This is a genomic window from Pseudomonas sp. GL-RE-29, from assembly GCF_019947275.1.
In the GTDB taxonomy this organism is placed as follows: domain Bacteria; phylum Pseudomonadota; class Gammaproteobacteria; order Pseudomonadales; family Pseudomonadaceae; genus Aquipseudomonas; species Aquipseudomonas fluorescens_A.
Map to the genome: position 1 here is coordinate 24622 of NZ_JAGYGD010000042.1, position 21323 is coordinate 45944.

22 protein-coding genes are annotated in these 21323 nt (G+C 58.9%); 20 read left to right on the plus strand and 2 right to left on the minus strand.

The window, feature by feature from the left end; all coding sequences use genetic code 11:
* Window positions 1-120: 120 nt before the first annotated feature.
* Entirely contained in the window at window positions 121-3360 is a 3240-nt protein-coding gene (gene rne / locus KGB21_RS25990; RefSeq protein ID WP_223507141.1) for a ribonuclease E, read from the minus strand.
* A gap of 701 nt (window positions 3361-4061) precedes the next feature.
* Here rne and rluC point away from each other — a divergent pair.
* From rluC to KGB21_RS26005, 3 genes are read left to right on the plus strand one after another with little or no spacing between them, the layout of a single operon-like run.
* On the plus strand, window positions 4062-5024 hold the full coding sequence (gene rluC / locus KGB21_RS25995; protein ID WP_034149964.1) for a 23S rRNA pseudouridine(955/2504/2580) synthase RluC: 963 nt from the start codon (window positions 4062-4064) through the stop codon (window positions 5022-5024).
* Entirely contained in the window at window positions 5011-5673 is a 663-nt protein-coding gene (locus KGB21_RS26000; RefSeq protein ID WP_034149963.1) for an HAD-IA family hydrolase, read from the plus strand. The genes rluC and KGB21_RS26000 overlap by 14 nt, the downstream gene beginning before the upstream one ends.
* A 25-nt stretch (window positions 5674-5698) precedes the next feature.
* Complete coding sequence (locus KGB21_RS26005) at window positions 5699-6688, plus strand: S49 family peptidase (RefSeq protein WP_034149962.1); 990 nt, start codon at window positions 5699-5701, stop codon at window positions 6686-6688.
* 111 nt (window positions 6689-6799) lie between these two features.
* Here KGB21_RS26005 and KGB21_RS26010 read toward each other — a convergent pair whose 3' ends face one another.
* On the minus strand, window positions 6800-7378 hold the full coding sequence (locus tag KGB21_RS26010; protein WP_223507142.1) for a Maf family protein: 579 nt from the start codon (window positions 7376-7378) through the stop codon (window positions 6800-6802).
* 105 nt (window positions 7379-7483) lie between these two features.
* Between KGB21_RS26010 and KGB21_RS26015 the strand changes: the two genes are divergently transcribed.
* From KGB21_RS26015 to KGB21_RS26095, 17 genes are all read left to right on the plus strand, one after another.
* Entirely contained in the window at window positions 7484-8011 is a 528-nt protein-coding gene (locus KGB21_RS26015; RefSeq protein ID WP_007942001.1) for a YceD family protein, read from the plus strand.
* Window positions 8012-8024: 13 nt separating this feature from the next.
* Entirely contained in the window at window positions 8025-8207 is a 183-nt protein-coding gene (gene rpmF, locus KGB21_RS26020) for a 50S ribosomal protein L32 (protein WP_003179396.1), read from the plus strand.
* Between the two features lie 4 nt (window positions 8208-8211).
* Window positions 8212-9222 (plus strand): phosphate acyltransferase PlsX, encoded by a 1011-nt coding sequence (gene plsX / locus KGB21_RS26025; protein WP_080758050.1) that lies wholly within the window; start codon window positions 8212-8214, stop codon window positions 9220-9222.
* A 125-nt stretch (window positions 9223-9347) separates the two neighbouring features.
* Entirely contained in the window at window positions 9348-10286 is a 939-nt protein-coding gene (gene fabD / locus KGB21_RS26030; RefSeq protein ID WP_034149958.1) for an ACP S-malonyltransferase, read from the plus strand.
* Between the two features lie 16 nt (window positions 10287-10302).
* Complete coding sequence (gene fabG, locus KGB21_RS26035) at window positions 10303-11043, plus strand: 3-oxoacyl-ACP reductase FabG (protein ID WP_223507143.1); 741 nt, start codon at window positions 10303-10305, stop codon at window positions 11041-11043.
* A gap of 196 nt (window positions 11044-11239) precedes the next feature.
* Complete coding sequence (gene acpP, locus KGB21_RS26040; RefSeq protein ID WP_003175607.1) at window positions 11240-11476, plus strand: acyl carrier protein; 237 nt, start codon at window positions 11240-11242, stop codon at window positions 11474-11476.
* A 109-nt stretch (window positions 11477-11585) separates the two neighbouring features.
* On the plus strand, window positions 11586-12830 hold the full coding sequence (fabF, locus tag KGB21_RS26045) for a beta-ketoacyl-ACP synthase II (protein WP_034149956.1): 1245 nt from the start codon (window positions 11586-11588) through the stop codon (window positions 12828-12830).
* Entirely contained in the window at window positions 12830-13645 is an 816-nt protein-coding gene (gene pabC / locus KGB21_RS26050; protein ID WP_034149955.1) for an aminodeoxychorismate lyase, read from the plus strand. The genes fabF and pabC overlap by 1 nt, the downstream gene beginning before the upstream one ends.
* Window positions 13646-13648: 3 nt before the next feature.
* A complete protein-coding gene (mltG, locus tag KGB21_RS26055; RefSeq protein ID WP_223507144.1) occupies window positions 13649-14884 on the plus strand; it encodes an endolytic transglycosylase MltG in 1236 nt (411 codons plus the stop codon).
* A 19-nt stretch (window positions 14885-14903) separates the two neighbouring features.
* The gene (gene tmk, locus KGB21_RS26060; RefSeq protein ID WP_223507145.1) at window positions 14904-15536 is read left to right on the plus strand and encodes a dTMP kinase; all 633 of its coding nucleotides are present in this window, start codon (window positions 14904-14906) and stop codon (window positions 15534-15536) included.
* The gene (locus KGB21_RS26065; RefSeq protein ID WP_034149952.1) at window positions 15529-16515 is read left to right on the plus strand and encodes a DNA polymerase III subunit delta'; all 987 of its coding nucleotides are present in this window, start codon (window positions 15529-15531) and stop codon (window positions 16513-16515) included. Before tmk ends, KGB21_RS26065 begins: the two co-directional genes overlap by 8 nt.
* Window positions 16516-16556: 41 nt before the next feature.
* A complete protein-coding gene (locus KGB21_RS26070; RefSeq protein WP_034149951.1) occupies window positions 16557-16913 on the plus strand; it encodes a PilZ domain-containing protein in 357 nt (118 codons plus the stop codon).
* 15 nt (window positions 16914-16928) lie between these two features.
* A complete protein-coding gene (locus KGB21_RS26075) occupies window positions 16929-17714 on the plus strand; it encodes a TatD family hydrolase (protein WP_034149950.1) in 786 nt (261 codons plus the stop codon).
* A gap of 342 nt (window positions 17715-18056) precedes the next feature.
* Entirely contained in the window at window positions 18057-18695 is a 639-nt protein-coding gene (locus tag KGB21_RS26080; protein ID WP_034149949.1) for a TetR/AcrR family transcriptional regulator, read from the plus strand.
* A gap of 138 nt (window positions 18696-18833) precedes the next feature.
* Window positions 18834-19802, plus strand: coding sequence for a GTP 3',8-cyclase MoaA (locus KGB21_RS26085; RefSeq protein ID WP_223507146.1), 969 nt, complete (start codon window positions 18834-18836; stop codon window positions 19800-19802).
* A gap of 233 nt (window positions 19803-20035) precedes the next feature.
* On the plus strand, window positions 20036-20644 hold the full coding sequence (locus KGB21_RS26090) for a DUF4823 domain-containing protein (RefSeq protein ID WP_034149947.1): 609 nt from the start codon (window positions 20036-20038) through the stop codon (window positions 20642-20644).
* Between the two features lie 15 nt (window positions 20645-20659).
* Window positions 20660-21220, plus strand: coding sequence for a DUF1285 domain-containing protein (locus tag KGB21_RS26095; RefSeq protein ID WP_034149946.1), 561 nt, complete (start codon window positions 20660-20662; stop codon window positions 21218-21220).
* Window positions 21221-21323 lie beyond the last annotated feature (103 nt).

Consider the following 21323-nt stretch of genomic DNA (forward strand, 5'->3'; position numbering starts at 1 on the left):
TCCTACAGGGTTGCGCATTCCATTGTAGGAGCTGCCGAAGGCTGCGATCTTTTGATCTGTTGGGACATAAAAAAGCCCCGCCTGGGATTACCAGGCGGGGCTTTTTAGTGGCCGTTGGAATCAGACGAGAGGTTTAGGCTCGTGCTCTTTTTCCAGGGCTTGCTCGTGTTGCTCTACCGCTTCCTGAACGGAGCGAGGTGCTTCGTGGATCACCGATTCAACTGGCTCGGCAGCGACTTCGGCAGCCGGGGCAGGCGCTGCTTCGACCACGTCAGCAACAACCGGCGCAGACTCAGCGGCAACCACTTCAGCCGGAGCAGCAGCGGCGGCCAGTTCGGCCTCCTTCTGCAGACGCTCTTCTTCACGCTTGCGACGACGCACTTCACGCGGGTCGTTTGGCGCGCGGCCGCTTGGTGTCAGGGCGCTGACTGGAGCGGCTTCGACCACGGGGGCAGGCGCTTCGGCGACAACCGGTGCTTCAACCACTGGGGCTGGCTCGGCAGCAACAACCGGCTCGGAAACCACCGCTTCAGCCACTTCGACTTCAGCGACTGGCGCTGGAGCAGGCGTTTCAGCAACGGCTGGCTCGGCAACCCAGTTGAACGCGGTTTGCTCTTCGCGAACTTCACGAACGGTTTCGGTCACGTTTTCCGCAACGGTTTCAGCAACCGGCTCTGCAACCACGGCAGGCGCTTCAACGACAACAGCAGGCTCGGCAGCAGCTTCAACTTCAGGCTGTGCTTCACGAACCGGAGCTACTTCGATTTCCGGCGATGCAGTGGCTTCGACCGGAGTGATCGCTTCAACGACTGGCGCTTCGACTGGAGCGGATTCCAGGGTGGCGGCAGTGGCGCGTTCGGCTTGCTCGTTGGCTTGGGCTTCGGCCGGAGCGCTGATCACGGTGCTGGCAACGGCTGCGGTAACAGCCAGGCCGGCGGCCAGATCGGCAGTGCTTGGGGCTTCATTGCCTTCGCCGGCTTCGGATTCTTCCGAACCTTCGATCACATTGCCGTTGGCATCGCGTTGACGCTCGCGGCGGTTGCTGCGACGACGCTGGCCACGGGAACGGCGGCGTGGGCGATCGCCTTCGGCGCCGTCCTGACCATCTTCCTGCAGTTGCTCTTCGTTGGTGGTCAGCTCTTCTTCGGCAACGGCAGCAGCGGCTTGCTCGGCACGTGGTTGACGTTCCTCACGCGGTGGGCGTGGAGCGCGTTCTTCGCGTGGCTGACGGGCTGGACGCTCTTCAGCGGTGGCAGCAGCGGCGGCTGGGGCAGCGTCCAGAGGTTCACGCAGTTCACGAACACGCTCTTCACGCTCGCCACGTGGCTTGCGATCTTCACGCGGAGCGCGCGGTGCACGTTCTTCACGTGGCGCGCGTGGTGCGCGTTCCTCACGAGCTACGACCGGAGTCTCTTCGCGGGCTTCGCGTGGTGCGCGCTCTTCGCGTGGTTCACGTGGTGCGCGTTCTTCACGCGGTGCACGCTCTTCACGCGGTGCACGCTCTTCACGAGGCTTACGCTCTTCATCGCGGCGACCGTTACGGTTGCGGCTTTGCTGGCGACCGTTGCGACGCTCTTCGTTGCGGGCCGGACGCTCGGTGGTCGCTGGTTTTTCAACCACAACCGGAGCGGCAGGCTCTTCTTTAATAGCGAACAGGCTGACCAGCGACTTCACCAGGCCTTTGAACAGGCTTGGCTCTGGCACGGCGGCCGGTGCGGCAACCGGAGCAGCAACGACTTCGGTCGGAACCGGAGCATTGGCGCGGGCTGGAGCAGTCTTGACCGCGGCTTCCTGGCGAACCAGGGTGCGGGTCGCAGCGGCTGGCTGGACTTCTTCGACTTCGGCAGCGGCAGCAGCGATTTCGTAGCTGGACTGGTTGATCGCGGCTTCCGGGCTGTCGTCACGCAGACGCTGCACTTCGAAGTGCGGCGTTTCGAGGTGATCGTTCGGCAGAATGACGATGCGGGCACGGGTGCGCAGTTCGATCTTGGTGATCGAGTTGCGTTTTTCGTTGAGCAGGAACGCAGCCACCGGGATCGGCACTTGGGCGCGAACTTCAGCGGTGCGGTCTTTCAGGGCTTCTTCTTCGATCAGGCGCAGGATCGCCAGCGACAGCGATTCAACATCACGAATGATGCCGGTGCCGTTGCAACGCGGGCAAACGATGCCGCTGCTTTCGCCCAGGGATGGACGCAGGCGCTGACGGGACATTTCCAGCAGGCCGAAGCGCGAAATGCGACCGACTTGCACGCGAGCGCGGTCGGCTTCCAGGCATTCGCGGACTTTCTCTTCCACGGCGCGCTGATTCTTGGCAGGAGTCATGTCGATGAAATCGATGACGATCAGGCCGCCGATGTCGCGCAGGCGCAACTGACGGGCGATTTCTTCGGCGGCTTCAAGGTTGGTCTGCAGGGCGGTCTCTTCGATGTCGCTGCCTTTGGTGGCGCGCGCCGAGTTGATGTCGATGGACACCAGGGCTTCGGTCGGATCGATAACGATGGAACCACCGGAAGGCAGTTCGACGACGCGCTGGAAGGCGGTTTCGATCTGGCTTTCGATCTGGAAGCGGTTGAACAGCGGAACGCTGTCTTCGTACAGCTTGATCTTGCTGGCGTACTGCGGCATCACCTGGCGAATGAAGGTCAGGGCTTCGTCCTGGGCTTCAACGCTGTCGATCAGCACTTCGCCGATATCCTGGCGCAGGTAATCGCGGATGGCGCGGATGATCACGTTGCTTTCCTGGTAGATCAGGAAAGGCGCGGAACGATCCAGCGACGCTTCTTTGATGGCGGTCCAGAGTTGCAGCAGGTAGTCGAGGTCCCACTGCATTTCTTCGCTGCTGCGGCCCAGGCCGGCAGTGCGCACGATCAGACCCATGTCAGCCGGGGCAACCAGGCCGTTCAGGGCTTCACGCAGTTCGTTGCGCTCTTCACCTTCGATGCGACGGGAGATACCGCCGGCACGCGGGTTGTTCGGCATCAGAACGAGGTAACGACCGGCCAGGCTGATGAAGGTGGTCAGGGCTGCGCCCTTGTTGCCACGTTCTTCTTTTTCAACCTGAACGATAACTTCCTGGCCTTCGCTCAGGACGTCCTTGATGTTGACGCGGCCTTCAGGGGCTTTCTTGAAGTATTCGCGGGAGATTTCTTTGAGGGGCAGGAAGCCGTGGCGCTCAGAGCCGAAATCGACAAAGGCAGCCTCGAGGCTTGGTTCGATGCGAGTAATCCGGCCTTTATAGATGTTGGCCTTCTTTTGCTCGCGTGCACCGGATTCGATGTCCAGGTCGTAGAGGCGTTGGCCATCTACCAGTGCAACACGCAACTCTTCGGGTTGAGTTGCGTTAATCAGCATTCTTTTCATGTAGTACCGTCGGTTTCCGGGCTGCCGGAAACGGCGTTCGGCACACACGACTTCTCATGGTCGGTGTCAGGTGCGTCGGGAGTGGTTGGCCATTCCCGTGTCCAGCGAAGTCCGGCCAATGTGGGCCTTCATCGCGACGTACGCGTCCTGCTTGCTGTGGCTACTTAAGCACTCAGTCAGGAGGAGGAATCAACCGGCGGCTGTGGACGAGATGAAGCGTCTTGATAAAGCCTATTGCTACACAGTCCAGCGGTTGTGCATCTCCACCCTACACGTATCCCTGATAATTCGGGTGCTGCCGCGCGCAGAATCCGCAGCGGGTTGGCATTTACCGTGAGCTCCGAAAGGGGAGGGTCACGCATCATGGCTAATTTAGGCGATGTTTCCGAAGCGCTCGCTCGGGGTCATTCGCAGCTGACTGCACTTTGTGAACTGGCCGTGAATATGGCTCGCAAAACGAGTGAAAACTCTGCTTTACGGCGTGATTCAGGCCTCATGTCACCTGCGCTCGTTACACCTGCAAACTCCACCGTTACGTAGCGAAAGCCCCGTAGGACGGCCTCGCGTCCTGGTGAATTGCGTTGGTCAGGGCCGGTTTTTGACCGTTGGTCCGCTGTCCAGGCCGCTTTTGGCGGCGTTCGCGACTATAGCAGCAATGATTAAGTGCTTCAATTCCATAAAAAATTGTTATCATCCGCGCCATGACGACTACTGCCCCTTCGACCCCAGGCGTACAACTGCTTGAGGTCTCGCCGGAATATGCCGGCCAACGTATTGATAACTTCCTTCTCGCTCGGCTCAAAGGCGTGCCCAAGACCTTGATTTATCGCATTTTGCGTAAAGGCGAAGTGCGAGTGAACAAAGGTCGGATCAAGCCCGAATACAAGCTGCAGGCGGGCGATATCGTGCGCGTGCCGCCGGTTCGCGTGCCTGAGCGCGACGAGCCGGTGCCGCTGGCTCAAGGCCTGCTGCAGCGACTCGAAGCCTCGATTGTCTACGAAGACAAAGCGCTGCTCGTGATCAACAAGCCGTGCGGCATCGCCGTTCACGGCGGCAGCGGCTTGAATTACGGTGTCATCGAAGCCTTTCGTCAGTTGCGTCCCGATTGCAAGGAGCTCGAGCTGGTTCACCGTCTCGACCGTGACACTTCCGGCCTGCTGATGATCGCCAAGAAACGCAGCATGCTGCGTCACTTGCACACGGCCTTGCGCGGCGATGGCGTCGATAAGCGTTACATGGCGCTGGTTCGCGGTAACTGGGCGTCCTCGATCAAGCAAGTCCGGGCGGCGCTCGGCAAGAGCAATCTGCGCTCCGGCGAGCGTATGGTCGAAGTAGACGAGGAGGAGGGCAAGGAATCTGTGACCGTGTTCAAGGTCCTGCGTCGTTTCGGCGACTTTGCCACCCTGATCGAAGCCAAGCCGATCACCGGTCGCACTCACCAGATCCGCGTCCACACCTTGCACGCCGGGCACTGCATTGCCGGCGACACCAAGTATGGCGACGAAGGTTTCAGCAAGGAAATCCGGGACCTGGGCGGAAAACGCCTGTTCCTGCACGCCTACATGCTGACCGTGCCACTCCCTGATGGCGGTGAACTCAAGTTGCAGGCGCCGGTCGACGAGATGTGGGCCAAAACCGTGGAGCGATTGAGTGCGCCCATCTGATTACAAGCTGCTGATTTTCGATTGGGATGGCACGCTCGCCGATTCCATTGGTCGGATTGTCGAGGCGATGCACGTGGCATCCGAGCGATCCGGGTTTCAGTTGCGCGATGATTTTGCCGTCAAAGGCATCATCGGCCTGGGTCTGCCGGAAGCCATCCGCACCCTGTATCCGGAAATCGGCGATGCCGAACTGGTAGCGTTTCGTCAGCACTATGCGGATCACTACATCGCCTCCGAGGCGGTGCCTTCGCCGTTGTTCGAAGGTGTGGTCGAGTCGATGGAGGCGTTTCGTGCCGAGGGCTATCATTTGGCCGTGGCCACCGGCAAGGCGCGTCGCGGTCTGGATAGAGTGCTCAAGTCCCACGGCTGGGAAGATTATTTCGATATCACCCGTGCTGCCGACGAGACTGCGAGTAAGCCACACCCCCTGATGCTTGAGCAGATTCTTGCCCATTGCGAGGTCCGCCCGGAGCAGGCGTTGATGGTGGGCGATTCGTCCTTCGACTTGCAGATGGCGCGCAACGCCGGCATGGACTCGGTTGCGGTCAGCTATGGTGCTCAATCCATCGAAGCGTTGAAGCTTTATGAGCCGCGGCTGTCGATCGATCGATTTTCTGAATTGCATGCCTGGCTGAGTCAGCAGGCTTAATACGTTTTTTGCTGGGGTAGATGGCATGGCTGACGAATGGAAAGCGCCCGCCAAGGCGAGCGCAGAGAACGGCGACGAAAAGAGCTGGAAGCTGTTGGAAAAGACTTTGCTGGCCGGTGTGCAGGAACAGCGTCGGTCGCGTCGCTGGGGGATTTTCTTCAAGCTGCTGACTTTTGTGTACTTGTTCGTTGCACTGGCATTGTTCTCGCCATTGATGGACATGGAAAAAGCCGCCACTCGCAGTGGTAACTACACCGCACTGATCGACGTGACCGGCATGATCGCCGACAAGGAGCCGGCCAGCGCCGACAATATCGTAGGCAGCCTGCGTGCGGCCTTCGAGGACGACAAGGTCAAGGGTGTCATCCTGCGTATCAATAGTCCGGGCGGCAGTCCGGTGCAGTCAGGCTACGTCTATGACGAGATTCGCCGTCTGCGAGCTCTGCACCCCGATACCAAGCTGTACGCGGTGATTTCCGATCTCGGTGCCTCCGGTGCCTACTACATCGCCAGCGCTGCCGATCAGATCTACGCCGACAAGGCGAGCCTGGTGGGCTCTATCGGTGTAACGGCGGCCGGTTACGGCTTCGTCGGTACCATGGAAAAGCTGGGTGTAGAGCGACGCACCTACACGTCTGGCGAGCACAAATCGTTCCTCGATCCGTTTCAACCACAAAAACCCGAAGAGACTGCGTTCTGGCAGGGTGTGCTCGATACTACGCACAAGCAGTTCATCAACAGCGTCAAGCAGGGCCGTGGCGATCGCCTGAAGGACAAGGAGCATCCGGAGCTGTTCTCCGGGCTGGTCTGGTCTGGCGAGCAGGCACTGCCGTTGGGCTTGATTGATGGCCTGGGTAATGCGAGTTCGGTTGCGCGTGATGTAATCGGCGAAAAAGAGTTGGTGGACTTCACCGTTCAGGAGTCGCCTTTCGATCGCTTCTCGAAAAAGCTTGGTGCCAGCGTGGCTGAGCATTTGGCGATGTGGATGGGGTTTAACGGCCCGTCGCTGCGCTAAGCTGTTTCAAGATCAAAAGATCGCAGCCTGCGGCAGCTCCTACAGATTCGATGTCCGTTGCGGTGACACGAATCCCTGTAGGAGCTGCCGAAGGCTGCGATCTTTTGCTTTTCAGGGGATTTGCACGCCCTCGATCAGCAGCATGTCCACAAGGCGAATCAATGGCAGGCCGACAAGGCTGGTGGCATCAGGACCTTCGGTGCTTTGAAACAAGCTCACCCCCAAGCCTTCGGCCTTGAAGCTGCCAGCGCAATCGTAGGGCTGCTCTGCGTGCAGGTAGCGTTCGATGCGCGCGGCGTCGAGTGTGCGCATGTGTACGGTGAAAGGTACGCAGTCGACCTGGCAATGGCCGGTGTGGCTATTGAGCAGCGCCAGGCCCGTCAGGAAGGTCACGCTGGTGCCGCTTGAGGCTAGCAGTTGTTCGCGGGCCTTTTCGAAAGTGTGGGGTTTGCCAATAATCCTGTCGCCGAGCACGGCGACCTGGTCGGAACCGATGATCAAGTGAGCGCCATGGCTGCCGGCCAGCGCCCGGGCTTTTTCCTCGGCGAGGCGCTTAACCAGATCAATGGCGGATTCGCCAAGGCGATGGCTTTCGTCGATGTCAGGCGAGCTGCAGATGAACGGTAGCTGCAAGCGGGCCAGCAATTCCCGGCGATAAACCGAGCTGGAAGCGAGTAATAAAGGCAGCATGCGTGTCTCCAAATGGCAGGTGAGAATTCTAGCGGGGCTTCCAAGTGACGGACAGGGCTGAATTTCCTTTGACATGGGCGGGTGCATCCCTATAATGCTGCGCCTATGTTGAATGACCCGATTCCACCTCACGTTGACCCGCGCAAATTGGCTGATCGTGGCACCACCCTTCAAGGTGAAATGCTGCTGGCCGATTTGGAGAGACTCTGCGACCCGCTTTCCGACAATGTCGGTACGGTGCAGGCTAAATTCGTTTTTGAACGAGATGAACGTAAATCTGTGGTCATCCACAGCTTTATCGACACTGAAGTCAAAATGGTTTGCCAGCGTTGTCTTGAGCTGGTCACCCTGCCGATCCATAGCGAATGCAGTTACGCTGTGGTGAAGGAGGGTGCGAATACCCAGTCGTTGCCGAAAGGTTATGACGTGCTGGAACTGGGCGAAGATCCATTGGATCTGCAGTCACTGATCGAGGAGGAGCTTCTGCTCGCCTTGCCCATTGTGCCTGCTCATCATCCGGAAGAATGCCAGCAGCCGGCGGGAGCAGATGAGCCCGAACCGAGCGAGGACGAGGTAACGCGGTCCAACCCGTTCAGTGTATTGGCGCAGTTAAAGCGTGACCCAAACGTTTAGGAGTTAATCAATTATGGCTGTTCAGCAGAACAAAAAATCCCGCTCTGCCCGTGACATGCGCCGTTCGCACGACGCTCTCGAGGCTAGCACCCTGTCTGTAGAAAAAACCACTGGTGAAGTTCACCTGCGTCACCACGTATCGCCAGAAGGCGTATACCGTGGCCGTAAAGTGATCGACAAGGGCGCTGACGAGTAATCACTTGTCTGCTCAAGTCATCGCGATTGACGCAATGGGCGGGGACTTCGGTCCCCGCAGCATTGTCCAGGCCAGCCTTGCTTGCCTGTCTGCTACTCCCTCGCTGCACCTGACCCTTGTCGGTCAACCCTCCCTCCTTGAAGAATTGATCGCTGGCCAATCGGCTGTGGATCGCGCGCGCCTGTCGATTGCTCCGGCGTCCGAAGTCATCACCATGGACGAAAAACCTGCCCAGGCCTTGCGTGGCAAACCCGATTCGTCGATGCGCGTAGCGCTTGAGTTGTTGCGTGATGGCAAGGTTCAGGCCTGTGTCAGTGCCGGAAACACCGGTGCGCTGATGGCATTGTCGCGGTTTGTGCTCAAGACCTTGCCGGGCATTGACAGGCCGGCCATGGTGGCGGCGATTCCGACACAAAAGGGTTACTGCCAACTGCTCGACTTGGGTGCCAATGTCGATTGCAGTGCCGAGCATCTGTTGCAGTTCGCAGTGATGGGTTCGGTTGCCGCGGAAACCCTGGGTATCGTGCGTCCGCGTGTGGCGTTACTGAATATCGGCACCGAAGACATCAAGGGTAATCAGCAGGTCAAGCTGGCCGCGACTTTGTTGCAGGCTGCCCGTGGCATCAATTACATCGGTTTTGTCGAGGGCGACGGTTTGTATCGCGGCGAAGCGGATGTGGTGGTGTGCGACGGTTTTGTCGGCAATATCCTGCTCAAATCCAGCGAAGGCCTGGCGACCATGATTGCCGGGCGCATCGAGGCATTGTTCAAGAAAAGCCTGCCGTCGCGTCTGGTGGGTGCTTTGGCGTTGCCGCTGATGAAGCGTCTTCAAGCTGATCTGGCACCCGCAAGGCATAACGGAGCAAGCTTCCTTGGTTTGCAGGGGATTGTGGTGAAGAGCCACGGTTCTGCGGGGGTTCAGGGTTTTCAAAGTGCCATTTCCCGTGCCCTGATCGAGATTCAGGAAAACCTGCCGGAGCGGATTCACGGCCGTCTGGAGGATTTGTTGCTTTAGGCGTTTTCGTCGGACAATGCTTAAATGTGACTGCTCAGTTCATTTGGCCATCCAACTGTCAGTTTCTTGCGTCCCCGAAGCGGGACGTCAATTCTCCGACGACAAGATCATTAGGGGCTTGTTACATGTCTGCTTCCCTCGCATTCGTCTTTCCGGGACAGGGTTCGCAGTCCCTCGGCATGCTGGCCGAGTTGGGCGCGCAACATCCGGTTGTCCTCGAAACATTCAAAGAAGCTTCCGATGCTCTGGGTTATGACCTGTGGGCACTGACCCAGCAAGGGCCGGAAGAACAGCTCAATCAAACCGATAAAACCCAACCGGCCATTCTGACTGCCTCGATCGCCCTATGGCGCTTGTGGCTGGCTGAAGGCGGCGCGCGTCCGGCTTATGTTGCCGGTCACAGCCTGGGTGAATACAGCGCACTGGTCGCGGCGGGCAGTCTGAGCCTGGGCGATGCGGTGAAGCTGGTCGAGCGTCGCGGCCAACTGATGCAGGAAGCGGTTCCGGCCGGGCAGGGCGGTATGGCTGCCATCCTTGGCCTGGAAGACGCTGACGTGCTGGCAGCCTGTGCCGAAGCGGCGCAGGGCGAAGTGGTCAGCGCCGTGAACTTCAACTCCCCGGGCCAAGTGGTTATCGCCGGTGCCAAGGCTGCGGTCGAGCGCGCCATCGAGGGTTGCAAGGCCCGTGGTGCCAAACGCGCCATGCCACTGCCGGTCAGCGTTCCGTCCCATTGTGAGCTGATGCGTCCGGCTGCCGAGCGTTTCGCTGAATCCATCGCCGCTATCGACTGGCAAACACCGCAGATTCCTGTGGTGCAAAACGTCAGCGCCGATGTGCCGGCCGATCTGGAAACCCTCAAGCGCGATCTGCTTGAGCAGCTCTACAAGCCTGTACGCTGGGTTGAATCGGTCCAGGCGCTGGCCGCCAAGGGCGCGACCAATCTGGTCGAATGCGGCCCAGGCAAAGTGCTGGCCGGTCTGAACAAACGTTGCGCCGAAGGCGTATCGACATCCAACCTCAATACCCCAGACGCTTTCGCTGCCGCCCGTGCAGCGTTGGCCTGAATCAGGAGAAGCTTGCATGAGTCTGCAAGGTAAAGTTGCACTGGTCACCGGTGCGAGCCGCGGTATCGGCCAGGCTATCGCCCTGGAGCTGGGTCGTCAGGGTGCCATCGTTGTGGGTACCGCGACCTCCGCCTCGGGTGCCGAACGCATTGCCGCCACCCTGAAGGAAAACGGTATTCAAGGCACAGGCCTGGAACTCAACGTCACCAGCGACGAGTCCGTGGCAGCTGTCCTGGCGGCCATTCAGGAGCAGTTCGGTGCGCCGGCGATTCTGGTCAACAATGCCGGCATCACCCGCGATAACCTGATGATGCGCATGAAAGACGACGAATGGCATGACGTTGTCGATACCAACCTGAACAGTCTGTTCCGCCTGTCCAAGGGCGTTTTGCGCGGCATGACCAAGGCCCGTTGGGGACGAATTATCAGTATTGGCTCTGTTGTGGGTGCCATGGGCAACGCAGGCCAAGTAAACTACGCAGCCGCCAAGGCCGGTCTGGAAGGTTTCAGCCGTGCACTGGCGCGTGAAGTCGGTTCGCGTTCGATTACGGTAAACTCGGTGACCCCAGGGTTCATCGACACCGATATGACCCGCGAACTGCCTGAGGCACAGCGTGAAGCCTTGCAGACGCAGATTCCGCTGGGTCGTCTGGGGCAAGCTCAAGAGATCGCGTCTGTGGTCGCTTTTCTTGCATCCGACGGTGCGGCTTACGTTACTGGGGCTACAATCCCGGTGAACGGCGGGATGTACATGTAATTCAAATGTGACGGATTGCTTCAAAAAAATGTCATACGAGCTGTCTAAAATCCGTTATAAAGCTGCAATCTATTTATAGGCAGCGGGTCGCAGGGTTTGAGGAGTGAAGCTTTCAGTTGAAAAGCTGAAAAGTCTTTCTATACACTTACCCACTGGCCAGCTGCCTGAATTTGTCCATTAGGAGTGAAAACAAGGTATGAGCACCATCGAAGAGCGCGTCAAGAAAATCGTTGCCGAGCAACTGGGCGTTAAAGAAGAAGAAGTGGTCAACACTGCTTCCTTCGTTGAAGACCTGGGTGCTGACTCCCTTGACACCGTTGAGCTGGTGATGGCTCTGGAAGAGGAATTCGAGACCGAAATCCCTGACGAAGAAGCTGAGAAGATCACTACTGTACAAGCTGCAATCGACTACGTTACTAGCCACCAGGCGTAATAGTTTGTAATCGTTGCTTGCTGTCATGGAAAAACCGCACTGCCATCATGGCGTGCGGTTTTTTCTTTAGGCCTGATGCAAAGTCGTCATTTGAAAAAAGGAGAGTGCTGTGTCGCGTAGACGCGTCGTAGTCACCGGTATGGGTATGTTGTCGCCACTGGGCACGGATGTGCCGAGCAGTTGGCAGGGCATTCTGGCTGGCCGCAGTGGCATTGGTCTGATCGAACACACCGACCTTTCTGCCTATTCCACCCGTTTTGGCGGCTCGGTAAAGGGCTTCAATGTCGAGGAATACCTTTCGGTCAAGGAAGCTCGCAAACTCGACCTGTTCATTCAATACGGCCTGGCCGCTGGTTTTCAGGCAGTACGCAATGCTGGCCTCGAAGTCACCGACGCCAACCGTGAGCGCATCGGCGTGGCCATGGGTTCGGGTATTGGCGGTCTGACCAATATCGAAGAAACCAGCCGCACGTTGCACGAGACCGGCCCACGACGGATTTCTCCTTTCTTCGTGCCTGGCTCGATCATCAATATGATTTCCGGTTTCCTGTCCATCCACTTGGGCGCACAGGGACCTAACTACGCCATCGCCACTGCTTGCACCACCGGTACGCACTGTATCGGCATGGCGGCTCGCAACATCATGTACGACGAAGCCGATGTGATGATCGCCGGCGGCGCCGAGATGGCGGCCTGTGGTCTGGGCATGGGCGGCTTCGGTGCCTCTCGCGCGCTATCGACCCGCAACGACGAGCCGACCCGTGCCAGCCGTCCATGGGACAAGGGCCGTGATGGCTTCGTTCTGTCCGACGGTGCCGGTGCGTTGGTCCTCGAAGAGCTCGAGCACGCCAAGGCGCGCGGCGCGACGATTTATGCCGAGCTGATCGGCTTTGGTACCAGCGGCGATGCCTACCACATGACTTCGCCGCCAGCCGATGGCGCGGGTGCTGCGCGTTGCATCACCAATGCCCTGCGCGACGCGAAGATCAATGGCGATCAGGTGCAGTACGTCAACGCCCACGGCACCTCGACTCCTGCAGGCGACCTCGCGGAAGCCAATGCGATCAAGTCGGTGTTCGGCGATCACGCCTACAAATTGGCCGTCAGTTCGACCAAGTCCATGACCGGTCACCTGCTGGGTGCGGCGGGCGCGGTCGAGGCGATTTTCAGCGTGCTGGCGATCAACAGTCAGGTGGCGCCTCCGACCATCAACCTCGATGAGCCGGACGAAGGCTGCGATCTTGATTTCGTGCCGCACACTGCGCGCAACATGGATATCGATGTGGTCCTGTCCAACTCCTTTGGGTTTGGCGGCACCAACGGCTCGCTGGTGTTCCGCCGGTTCGCAGGCTGATGGAGAGCTGGGTCGACGGTCAGCCGGCTGACGCTCTGTCGCTGAAGGATCGCGGCCTGGCTTACGGCGATGGTCTGTTTGAGACCATCGCCGTGCGTGATGGGCGGCCTCTGTTGCTGGAGCGGCACTTGTCGCGCCTCGCCGATGGCTGCAAGCGCCTGGCGATTGCAGTCGATCACGAGCTGATCCGCAACGAACTGCTGGCCTATGCCACCGCGCTGGGTGACGGGGTGCTCAAGCTCATCCTTACCCGCGGCGACAGCTTGCGGGGTTACGCTCCTGATCCAACGGCCCAGGCCCGACGTATCCTGCAAGGTAATCCGCCTGCGGCGTATCCTGCGGTTCATGGCGAGCAGGGTGTTCGTCTGTTCCCCTGTACGACACGACTTTCCATTCAGCCTCTGCTGGCCGGTCTCAAGCACTTGAACCGACTTGAGCAAGTGATCGCCCGCTCCGAATGGCAAGACACCGATCATGCTGAAGGTTTGATGCTCGATCAGGCGGGTCGCGTCATCGAAGGTGTGTTCAGTAATCTGTTCCTGGTGCGCGATGGCGTGCTCATGACTGCTGATCTCAAGCGCTGCGGCGTCGAAGGCGTGATGCGCGCCGAATTATTGTTTCAAGCCGAGTCATCGGGCATTCCCACGCAAATCACCGATATCACCCTCGACCAGCTGCAATGGGCTGACGAAGTCTTTGTCTGCAATAGCGTGTATGGCGTTTGGCCGGTGCATGCCTATGCCGCTCTGAGCTGGCCGGTTGGGCCGCTCACCCGTAAACTCCAAACCATTGCCCGCGCGCTACTGGATGCTTGATACGTGAGACGTAAATTCTTGCTGCTGCTGGAAACCGGACTGGTTCTGGCGGGGCTGATGTTGGGCGCTTCTGCCTGGAAAATTCATTCGGCGCTGGTGCAGCCGCTGAATATCGCTCAGGAAGAACTGCTGGAGGTGCCGAAGGGCACCACACCGAACCGCACTTTCCTGCGACTTGAAGCCGATGGTCTCATCAAGGACGCTTTCTGGCTGCGCGTGTATTGGCGCTTCAATCTCCCCAAACAACCCCTGCACAGCGGCGAGTACCGCATGCTTCCCGGCATGACCGTCGAAGGTCTGATCGACTTGTGGAAGCGTGGGGAAATGGTGCAATACAGCGTGACGCTGGTGGAGGGCTGGAATTTCCATCAGGTCCGTGCAGCATTGGCCAAAGAGGAAAAACTCGATCACACCCTGGAAGGGTTGAGCGATAGCCAGGTCATGGAAAAACTCGGTCATGCCGGGCTTTTCCCGGAAGGGCGTTTCTTCCCCGATACCTACCGTTTTGTGCGTGGCATGACCGATGTCGAGCTGCTGAAAACCGCCTACGATCGCCTCGATGAGGTACTCGCCAAGGAGTGGAACCAGCGCGCGACCGACCTGCCGTACAGTGACCCCTACCAGGCGCTGATCATGGCCTCGCTGGTGGAAAAGGAAACCGGTGTGCCACAGGAGCGCGGGCAGATTGCCGGTGTGTTTGTGCGGCGCATGGCGATCGGCATGTTGTTGCAAACCGATCCGACGGTAATCTACGGCCTTGGTGACCGTTACAGCGGCAAGTTGACCCGCGCCCATCTCAAGGAGCCGACGCCATACAACACCTATGTGATCGCCGGCCTGCCGCCGACCCCGATTGCCATGGTCGGGCGTGAGGCGATCCACGCAGCGCTGAATCCGGTGGCGGGCAACAGTCTTTATTTTGTGGCGCGCGGTGATGGCAGCCACGTGTTCTCCGATGACCTGGACGCCCATAACAACGCGGTGCGGGAGTACCAGCTCAAGCGCCGCGCAGATTACCGTTCCAGCCCTGCACCGGTCACCGCGCCCGAGACGTCGCCAGCCCCGGCGCTGGAATCTCAGGCTGAGCCAGGTCAGGCCGAGCAAGAGCAGGAGCCGACCCCGGCCGCTTCACCTGATAACGCTCCCGAGGCTCTGCCGCCAGTTTCGCCGCAAGAGCCAGCGCCTGAACCTGCACCCGTGCCTGAGCCGGAAGCAGATGCACCGAAAAGCCCGCAATGACTCTGACTAAGGACTGCCTGTGACTGGCTTGTTTATTACTCTGGAAGGCCCGGAAGGCGCCGGCAAAAGCACCAATCGCGAATACCTGGCAGAGCGCCTGCGCGGCGCCGGTATCGAGGTCGTGCTGACCCGTGAACCGGGCGGCACGCCGTTGGCCGAGCGCATCCGCGAAGTGCTGTTGGCGCCAGTCGACGAAGTCATGAACTCGGACACCGAGCTGCTGCTGGTATTCGCTGCGCGAGCCCAGCACCTGGCCGAGGTGATTCGCCCGGCATTGGCCCGCGGTGCCGTGGTGTTGTGTGATCGTTTTACCGACTCGACGTACGCCTACCAGGGTGGTGGTCGCGGCTTGTCACTGGAGCGTATCGCTACCCTGGAAACCTTTGTACAGGGTGATTTGCGCCCTGATCTGACGCTGATCTTTGATCTGCCGGTGGAAGTGGGTCTGGCTCGCGCCAGTGCTCGTGGTCGTCTGGATCGTTTCGAGCTGGAAGGCCGGACCTTTTTCGACGCCGTGCGCAGTGCCTTCCTCAAGCGCGCCGCCGCGGAGCCTGCGCGCTACGTACTGGTCGACGCCGCGCAACCATTGGCACAGGTTCAGCAATCCCTGGATGCCTTGCTGCCTCGTTTGCTGGAGCTGACTCGTGGCTGAAGCCTATCCGTGGCAGGACAGTCTCTGGCAGCAGCTAGCCGGTCGTACGCAGCACGCTCACGCTTACCTGCTGCATGGTCCGGCCGGAATCGGCAAACGCGCGCTGGCCGAACGCTTGATGGCCAGCCTGTTGTGCCAGCGTCCGACCGCACAGGGCGCCTGCGGAGAATGCAAGTCCTGCCTGTTGCTCAAGGCCGGCAGTCACCCCGATAACTACATTCTGGAACCGGAAGAGGCCGACAAGGCTATCAAGGTCGATCAAGTTCGCGATCTGGTCAGCTTCGTGGTTCAGACCGCGCAGTTGGGCGGGCGCAAAGTGGTGCTGATCGAGCCGGTCGAGTCGATGAACATCAATGCCGCCAACGCCCTGCTCAAAAGTCTTGAAGAGCCGTCCGGCGATACCGTGTTGCTGTTGGTCAGCCATCAGCCGAGCCGTTTGCTGCCGACCATCAAGAGTCGCTGCGTGCAGCAGGCTTGCCCACTGCCGAGTGAGGCCATGAGTCGGGAATGGTTGGCCAAGGCACTGCCGGACTGTTCGGAAGAAGAACGCATCGAATTGCTGACATTGGCTGCCGGGTCGCCATTGGCCGCGGTCAACCTTCAGGCCCAGGGCGTGCGCGAGCAGCGCGCGCAAGTGGTCGAAGGGGTGAAGAAACTGCTCAAGCAGCAGCAATCGCCGACACAACTGGCCGAAGGCTGGAATGCGATTCCGTTGTTGCTGCTGTTCGACTGGTTCTGCGATTGGTCGAGCCTGATCCTGCGTTATCAATTGACCCAGGACGAAGCCGGGCTGGGACTGACGGATATGCGCAAAGTCATTCAGTACCTGGCGCAGAAAACCGGTCAGGAGAAGGTCCTGAGTATTCAGGACTGGATCCTCGCCCAGCGTCAGAAAGTGTTGAGCAAGGCCAACCTCAATCGGGTGTTGTTGCTGGAAGCGCTGCTGGTGCAATGGGCTTCTTTGCCTACCCAGAGGTGATCGCGCGGCCTAAACTCTGTCAATCAGCAGTGGAGGTCAGCATGAATGAACCTGTCAGCCCGGGGCCGCGTAACGGAATCTTGTCCCTGACCATCAAGGACAAGTCGGTGCTTTACGCGGCCTACATGCCCTTCATCAAGAACGGCGGCCTGTTTATCCCGACCAACAAGAGCTACAAGTTGGGCGACGAGGTATTCATGTTGCTGCATTTGATGGATGAACCGGAAAAGATCCCGGTGGCCGGCAAGGTCGCCTGGGTCACCCCCAAAGGCGCTCAGGGAAACCGCGCGGCCGGGGTTGGCGTGCAGTTCAATGAAGCCGACCACACCGCGCGCAGTCGCATCGAAACCCATCTGGCCGGAGTCATCAAATCCGACCGTCCCACTCATACGATGTAAGTTGCAGCCCTTTTTATGCTCGTAGATTCCCATTGTCACCTTGATCGCCTCGACCTCGCCGCCCACGACGGCTCCCTGGATGCTGCCCTTGAGGCGGCCCGTCAGCGTGGGGTAGGGCACTTTCTGTGTATCGGTGTCAGCGCGGACAACGCCGCTGATGTCAAAGCCCTGGCCGACCGGTATGACGACGTTGACTGCTCGGTCGGCGTGCATCCACTGGATGTTCAGCCCGGTGCAGCGCCCGCACTGGACTGGTTGCTACATGAACTCAATCACCCACGTGTGGTGGCGATCGGTGAAACCGGTCTGGACTATCACTACGAGCCCGAAGCGGCAGAGTTGCAGCAGGAATCTTTCCGCCTGCACCTGCAAGCTGCACAGCAAACCGGCAAGCCCGTGATCATCCACACCCGTGGCGCCCGCGCAGATACCCTGAACTTGCTGCGTGAAGCGGCGCTGCCCCAGGCGGGCGTGCTGCATTGCTTCACCGAAGACTGGGACATGGCCAAAGCCGCGCTCGACATGGGTTATTACATTTCCCTGTCCGGTATTGTCACTTTCCGCAATGCCGACGCGTTGCGTGATGTGGCGAGCAAGGTGCCTGCTGACCGATTGCTGGTGGAAACCGACTCACCGTACCTGGCGCCGATCCCCCATCGCGGCAAGCCGAACTTGCCGCAGTATGTGCGGGAAGTGGCAGAGTTCCTGGCGATGTTGCGGGGGGAGTCCTACGAGCGATTTGCCGAGCAGACCACCGAAAATTTCAAGCGCCTGTTTCCGCTGGCGCATGTGAAAGGTTAAATCGCAGGCAAAAAAAACCCGGGTTCTGGGGGGTGAATCCGGGTTAAGACCATTAGGAGTAAAACAATGGCACGCGGTCCGTTGGTACCAATATCGGCGCGACACTTGGGGGAGATGCCCCGCCGACAGTTCAAGTATTGATCACTATTGCGCCGTTGCCAGTTTACTAGCCCCGGTTTTTAAACAATTTTGGAATACGCCCGCTTCGGAAGCGTTCTCATCAACTGAAGACCTTGTACGAAATCATCAAGAAACACTGACATGGTCGGATGATCCGTGCATTTTTGCGTAATTTAGGCATAATACGCGGCTTCGAATTTTGACCCCTACAGACCTTTTCTTATGCATAAAGAACCTCGTAAGGTCCGTGAGTTTCGTCGCCGCGAGCAAGAAATTCTCGATACCGCGCTCAAGCTGTTCCTCGAACAAGGTGAAGACAGTGTCACCGTCGAGATGATTGCTGATGCCGTCGGTATCGGCAAAGGCACGATCTACAAGCACTTCAAATCCAAAGCCGAGATTTATCTGCGCCTGATGCTCGACTACGAGCGCGATTTGAACGAGCTGCTGCATTCCGCCGACGTCGACAAGGACAAGGAAGCCCTGTCCCGCGCTTACTTCGAATTCCGCATGCGTGATCCACAGCGTTATCGCTTGTTCGATCGCCTGGAAGAAAAGGTAGTCAAGGGCAACCAGGTGCCGGAGATGATCGAGGAGCTGCACAAGATTCGCGCCTCGAACTTCGAACGCCTGACCCTGTTGATCAAGGGCCGCATCAGCGAAGGCAAGTTAGAAGACGTGCCGCCGTATTTCCACTATTGCGCGTCCTGGGCGCTGGTGCACGGTGCCGTGGCGCTGTATCACTCGCCGTTCTGGAGCAATGTGCTGGAAGATCAGGAAGGCTTCTTCCAGTTCCTGATGGACATCGGCGTGCGCATGGGCAACAAGCGCAAGCGCGACACCGACACCCCGAGCAGCTGAGCCATTCAGCTGCCTTATTGCGTTGTGATTTCCCTACATGGCGCAATGCCGCAGGAATATACTCAGGCATGGGACTTGCTAAAACTTGATTTGTGAGTCAAGTTTTAGCGGTTCGATTTTCTTTCGCCGGAGTGATCCATGATCGTTGACCGTCAAGGCAGGCATTTTCGCAATTTGCGGATCAGCCTGACCTCAGCCTGCAATTACGCTTGTACCTACTGCGTGCCCAACGGCAAGCGGCTGGTGGCTGCGCAGGATGAATTGTCGGCCGAGGCCATGGCACGCGGCGTGGCTTATCTGATTGAAGCGGCAGGCATCGAGCGTTTGCGCATCACCGGTGGCGAGCCGTTGGTCAGCCCGAAACTCGAAGCCTTCATGACCGCTGTCGGCAAAATGGGCTTGGAAGACATCAGCCTGACCACTAACGGTCAATTGCTGGCGAAGAAGCTTCCTTTGTTGGTGGATGCCGGCATTCGGCGGATCAACGTTTCCCTCGATACCCTGGATGCCAGCGCATTCCGCACAATCGCACGTGGTGGTGACCTGGCTACCGTGCTCGACGGCATGGATCAGGCCAGTGCCGCTGGCATCAAGATCAAGGTCAACATGGTGCCATTGCGCGGGCAGAACCTCGATCAAGTGATGCCATTGCTCGATTACTGCCTGGAACGCGGTTATGAATTGCGCTTCATCGAGCTGATGCGCATGGGCCACCTGGCCAGCGATTCCAACGCCTTTCTTCAGCAGTTTGTCAGTCTTCAGCAGTTGCTGAGTCTGATCGGCGAGCATTACGAATACCTCCAGGCTGACGCTCCCGTCGATGCCACGGCGGTGCGCTACGAGATTCCGGGCATGGGCCATTTCGGCGTGATTGCCAACGAAAGCGTGCCGTTCTGCCGAACCTGTTCGCGACTGCGCCTTTCGTCTACTGGATGGCTGCATGGCTGCCTGTCGTCGAGTAACCGACACTATGTCGGCGATCTGCTGGACAAGCCGCGTCATCAAGCTTTGCCGGGCTTACAGCGGCTTTTAGTGAAAGCCTTGGGCGATAAGCAGGAAGTGGCGTTTTCCGGTGGGGCGACGGTCATGAAGATTATCGGCGGCTGATCTGGCCCTGTGGCAAGGGAGCTTGCTCCCGTTGGGGTGCGAAGCAGCTCTAAATTATCAAACACACAGTATTCCTCACTATTTACGACGGCTGCGCAGCCGAGCGGGAGCAAGCTCCCTCGTCACAGGTCCGCATTATCAATCTGGAAATATCCGTGGTCGCAAGGAATGGCGCAAAATCTGCATCCCACCGCCATTCGCCGGTTTTCCGTCACCGGCCTCTGGAGGATAGGATGCGTAGCCTGGTTTTGCTGCTGGCCGTTTTGGCGCTTGGTGGCTGCATGAATGTCAGCGATATGGCCGAAGGGACTCGCTACCACATGAGCGACGCGGGCCTGCTGGACCATAGCGACAGCCGCCGTGTGAACAACCTGCGCATTCAGCCGGACTCGTTCGTCTACATCGCCCAAGGCGCGTTCATGCCGCCGGGCAGTGCCGTTTATCCACGACCCAATGTCATTGCCGAAGTGGCCTTCGACGGTTTTGTCGATTATTTCCCGATGGTCCGGCGCGCCCGCGCACCGGAAGGCCTTGACCAGGCCATGAGCGAAGCCCGTTCCGTCGGTGCCCATTACCTGCTCTATACCCGTTTCGCCAAGTCTGACGACCGCATCGGCAACTCGGATGAATGGCTGGATCAGGAAGCGCTGGATCGCCTCGGTGTCGACAGTGGTGTGATTCAGATCATGTTGATCGAGACCAGCACCCAGTATTTGATTGATACTGCACGTATCAAGAGTCGTGGCGGTTTGCTGACGTTCCACGACAAGAAGCCAGAAGACCTGATGGGCCCGCCGCTGGAGCAATACGCTCGTAGCTTGCTGGGGCTCAGCGACCAGTAATCCAAGGAGATCGCCATGAGTGGCCCGCAAAAAGCCAACGACCTGTTGGGGCAAATCCCCAAAACCAAAGGCTTGCCGCCGGTCCACCTGTGGAACCCCGACTTCTGCGGCGACATCGACATGCGCATCGCCCGCGACGGCACCTGGTATTACCTGGGTACACCGATCGGGCGCAAGCCGATGGTCAAGTTGTTCTCCACCATCATTCGTCGCGACGGCGATGATTACTTCCTCATCACCCCGGTCGAGAAGGTCGGCATAAAGGTCGATGACGCGCCTTTCGTGGCGATTGCCGTGGACGTAGAAGGCGAGGGCGAGGTGCAGATCTTGCGTTTCACCACCAACGTCGACGAAACCACCGACGCCGGTGCGGAGCACCCGATTCGCGTGGTGATCGATCCGGTCACCCAGGAGCCGGCGCCGTACGTACATGTGCGCACTAACCTTGAGGCGTTGATCCATCGCAATGTGTTCTACCAACTGGTGGAGCTGGCGGTCAGCCGAGAGATCGACGGGCAGCGCTGGTTGGGTGTGTGGAGTGGCGGGGAGTTTTTCCGTATCGGTCTGGAGCCTTGAAAAGATCGCAGCCTTCGGCGGTTCCTGTTGGAGCTGCCGAAGGCTGCGATCTTTTTATTTGACAGCCAATCATATGATGATTAGCGTGGGCACCCATCGCAAA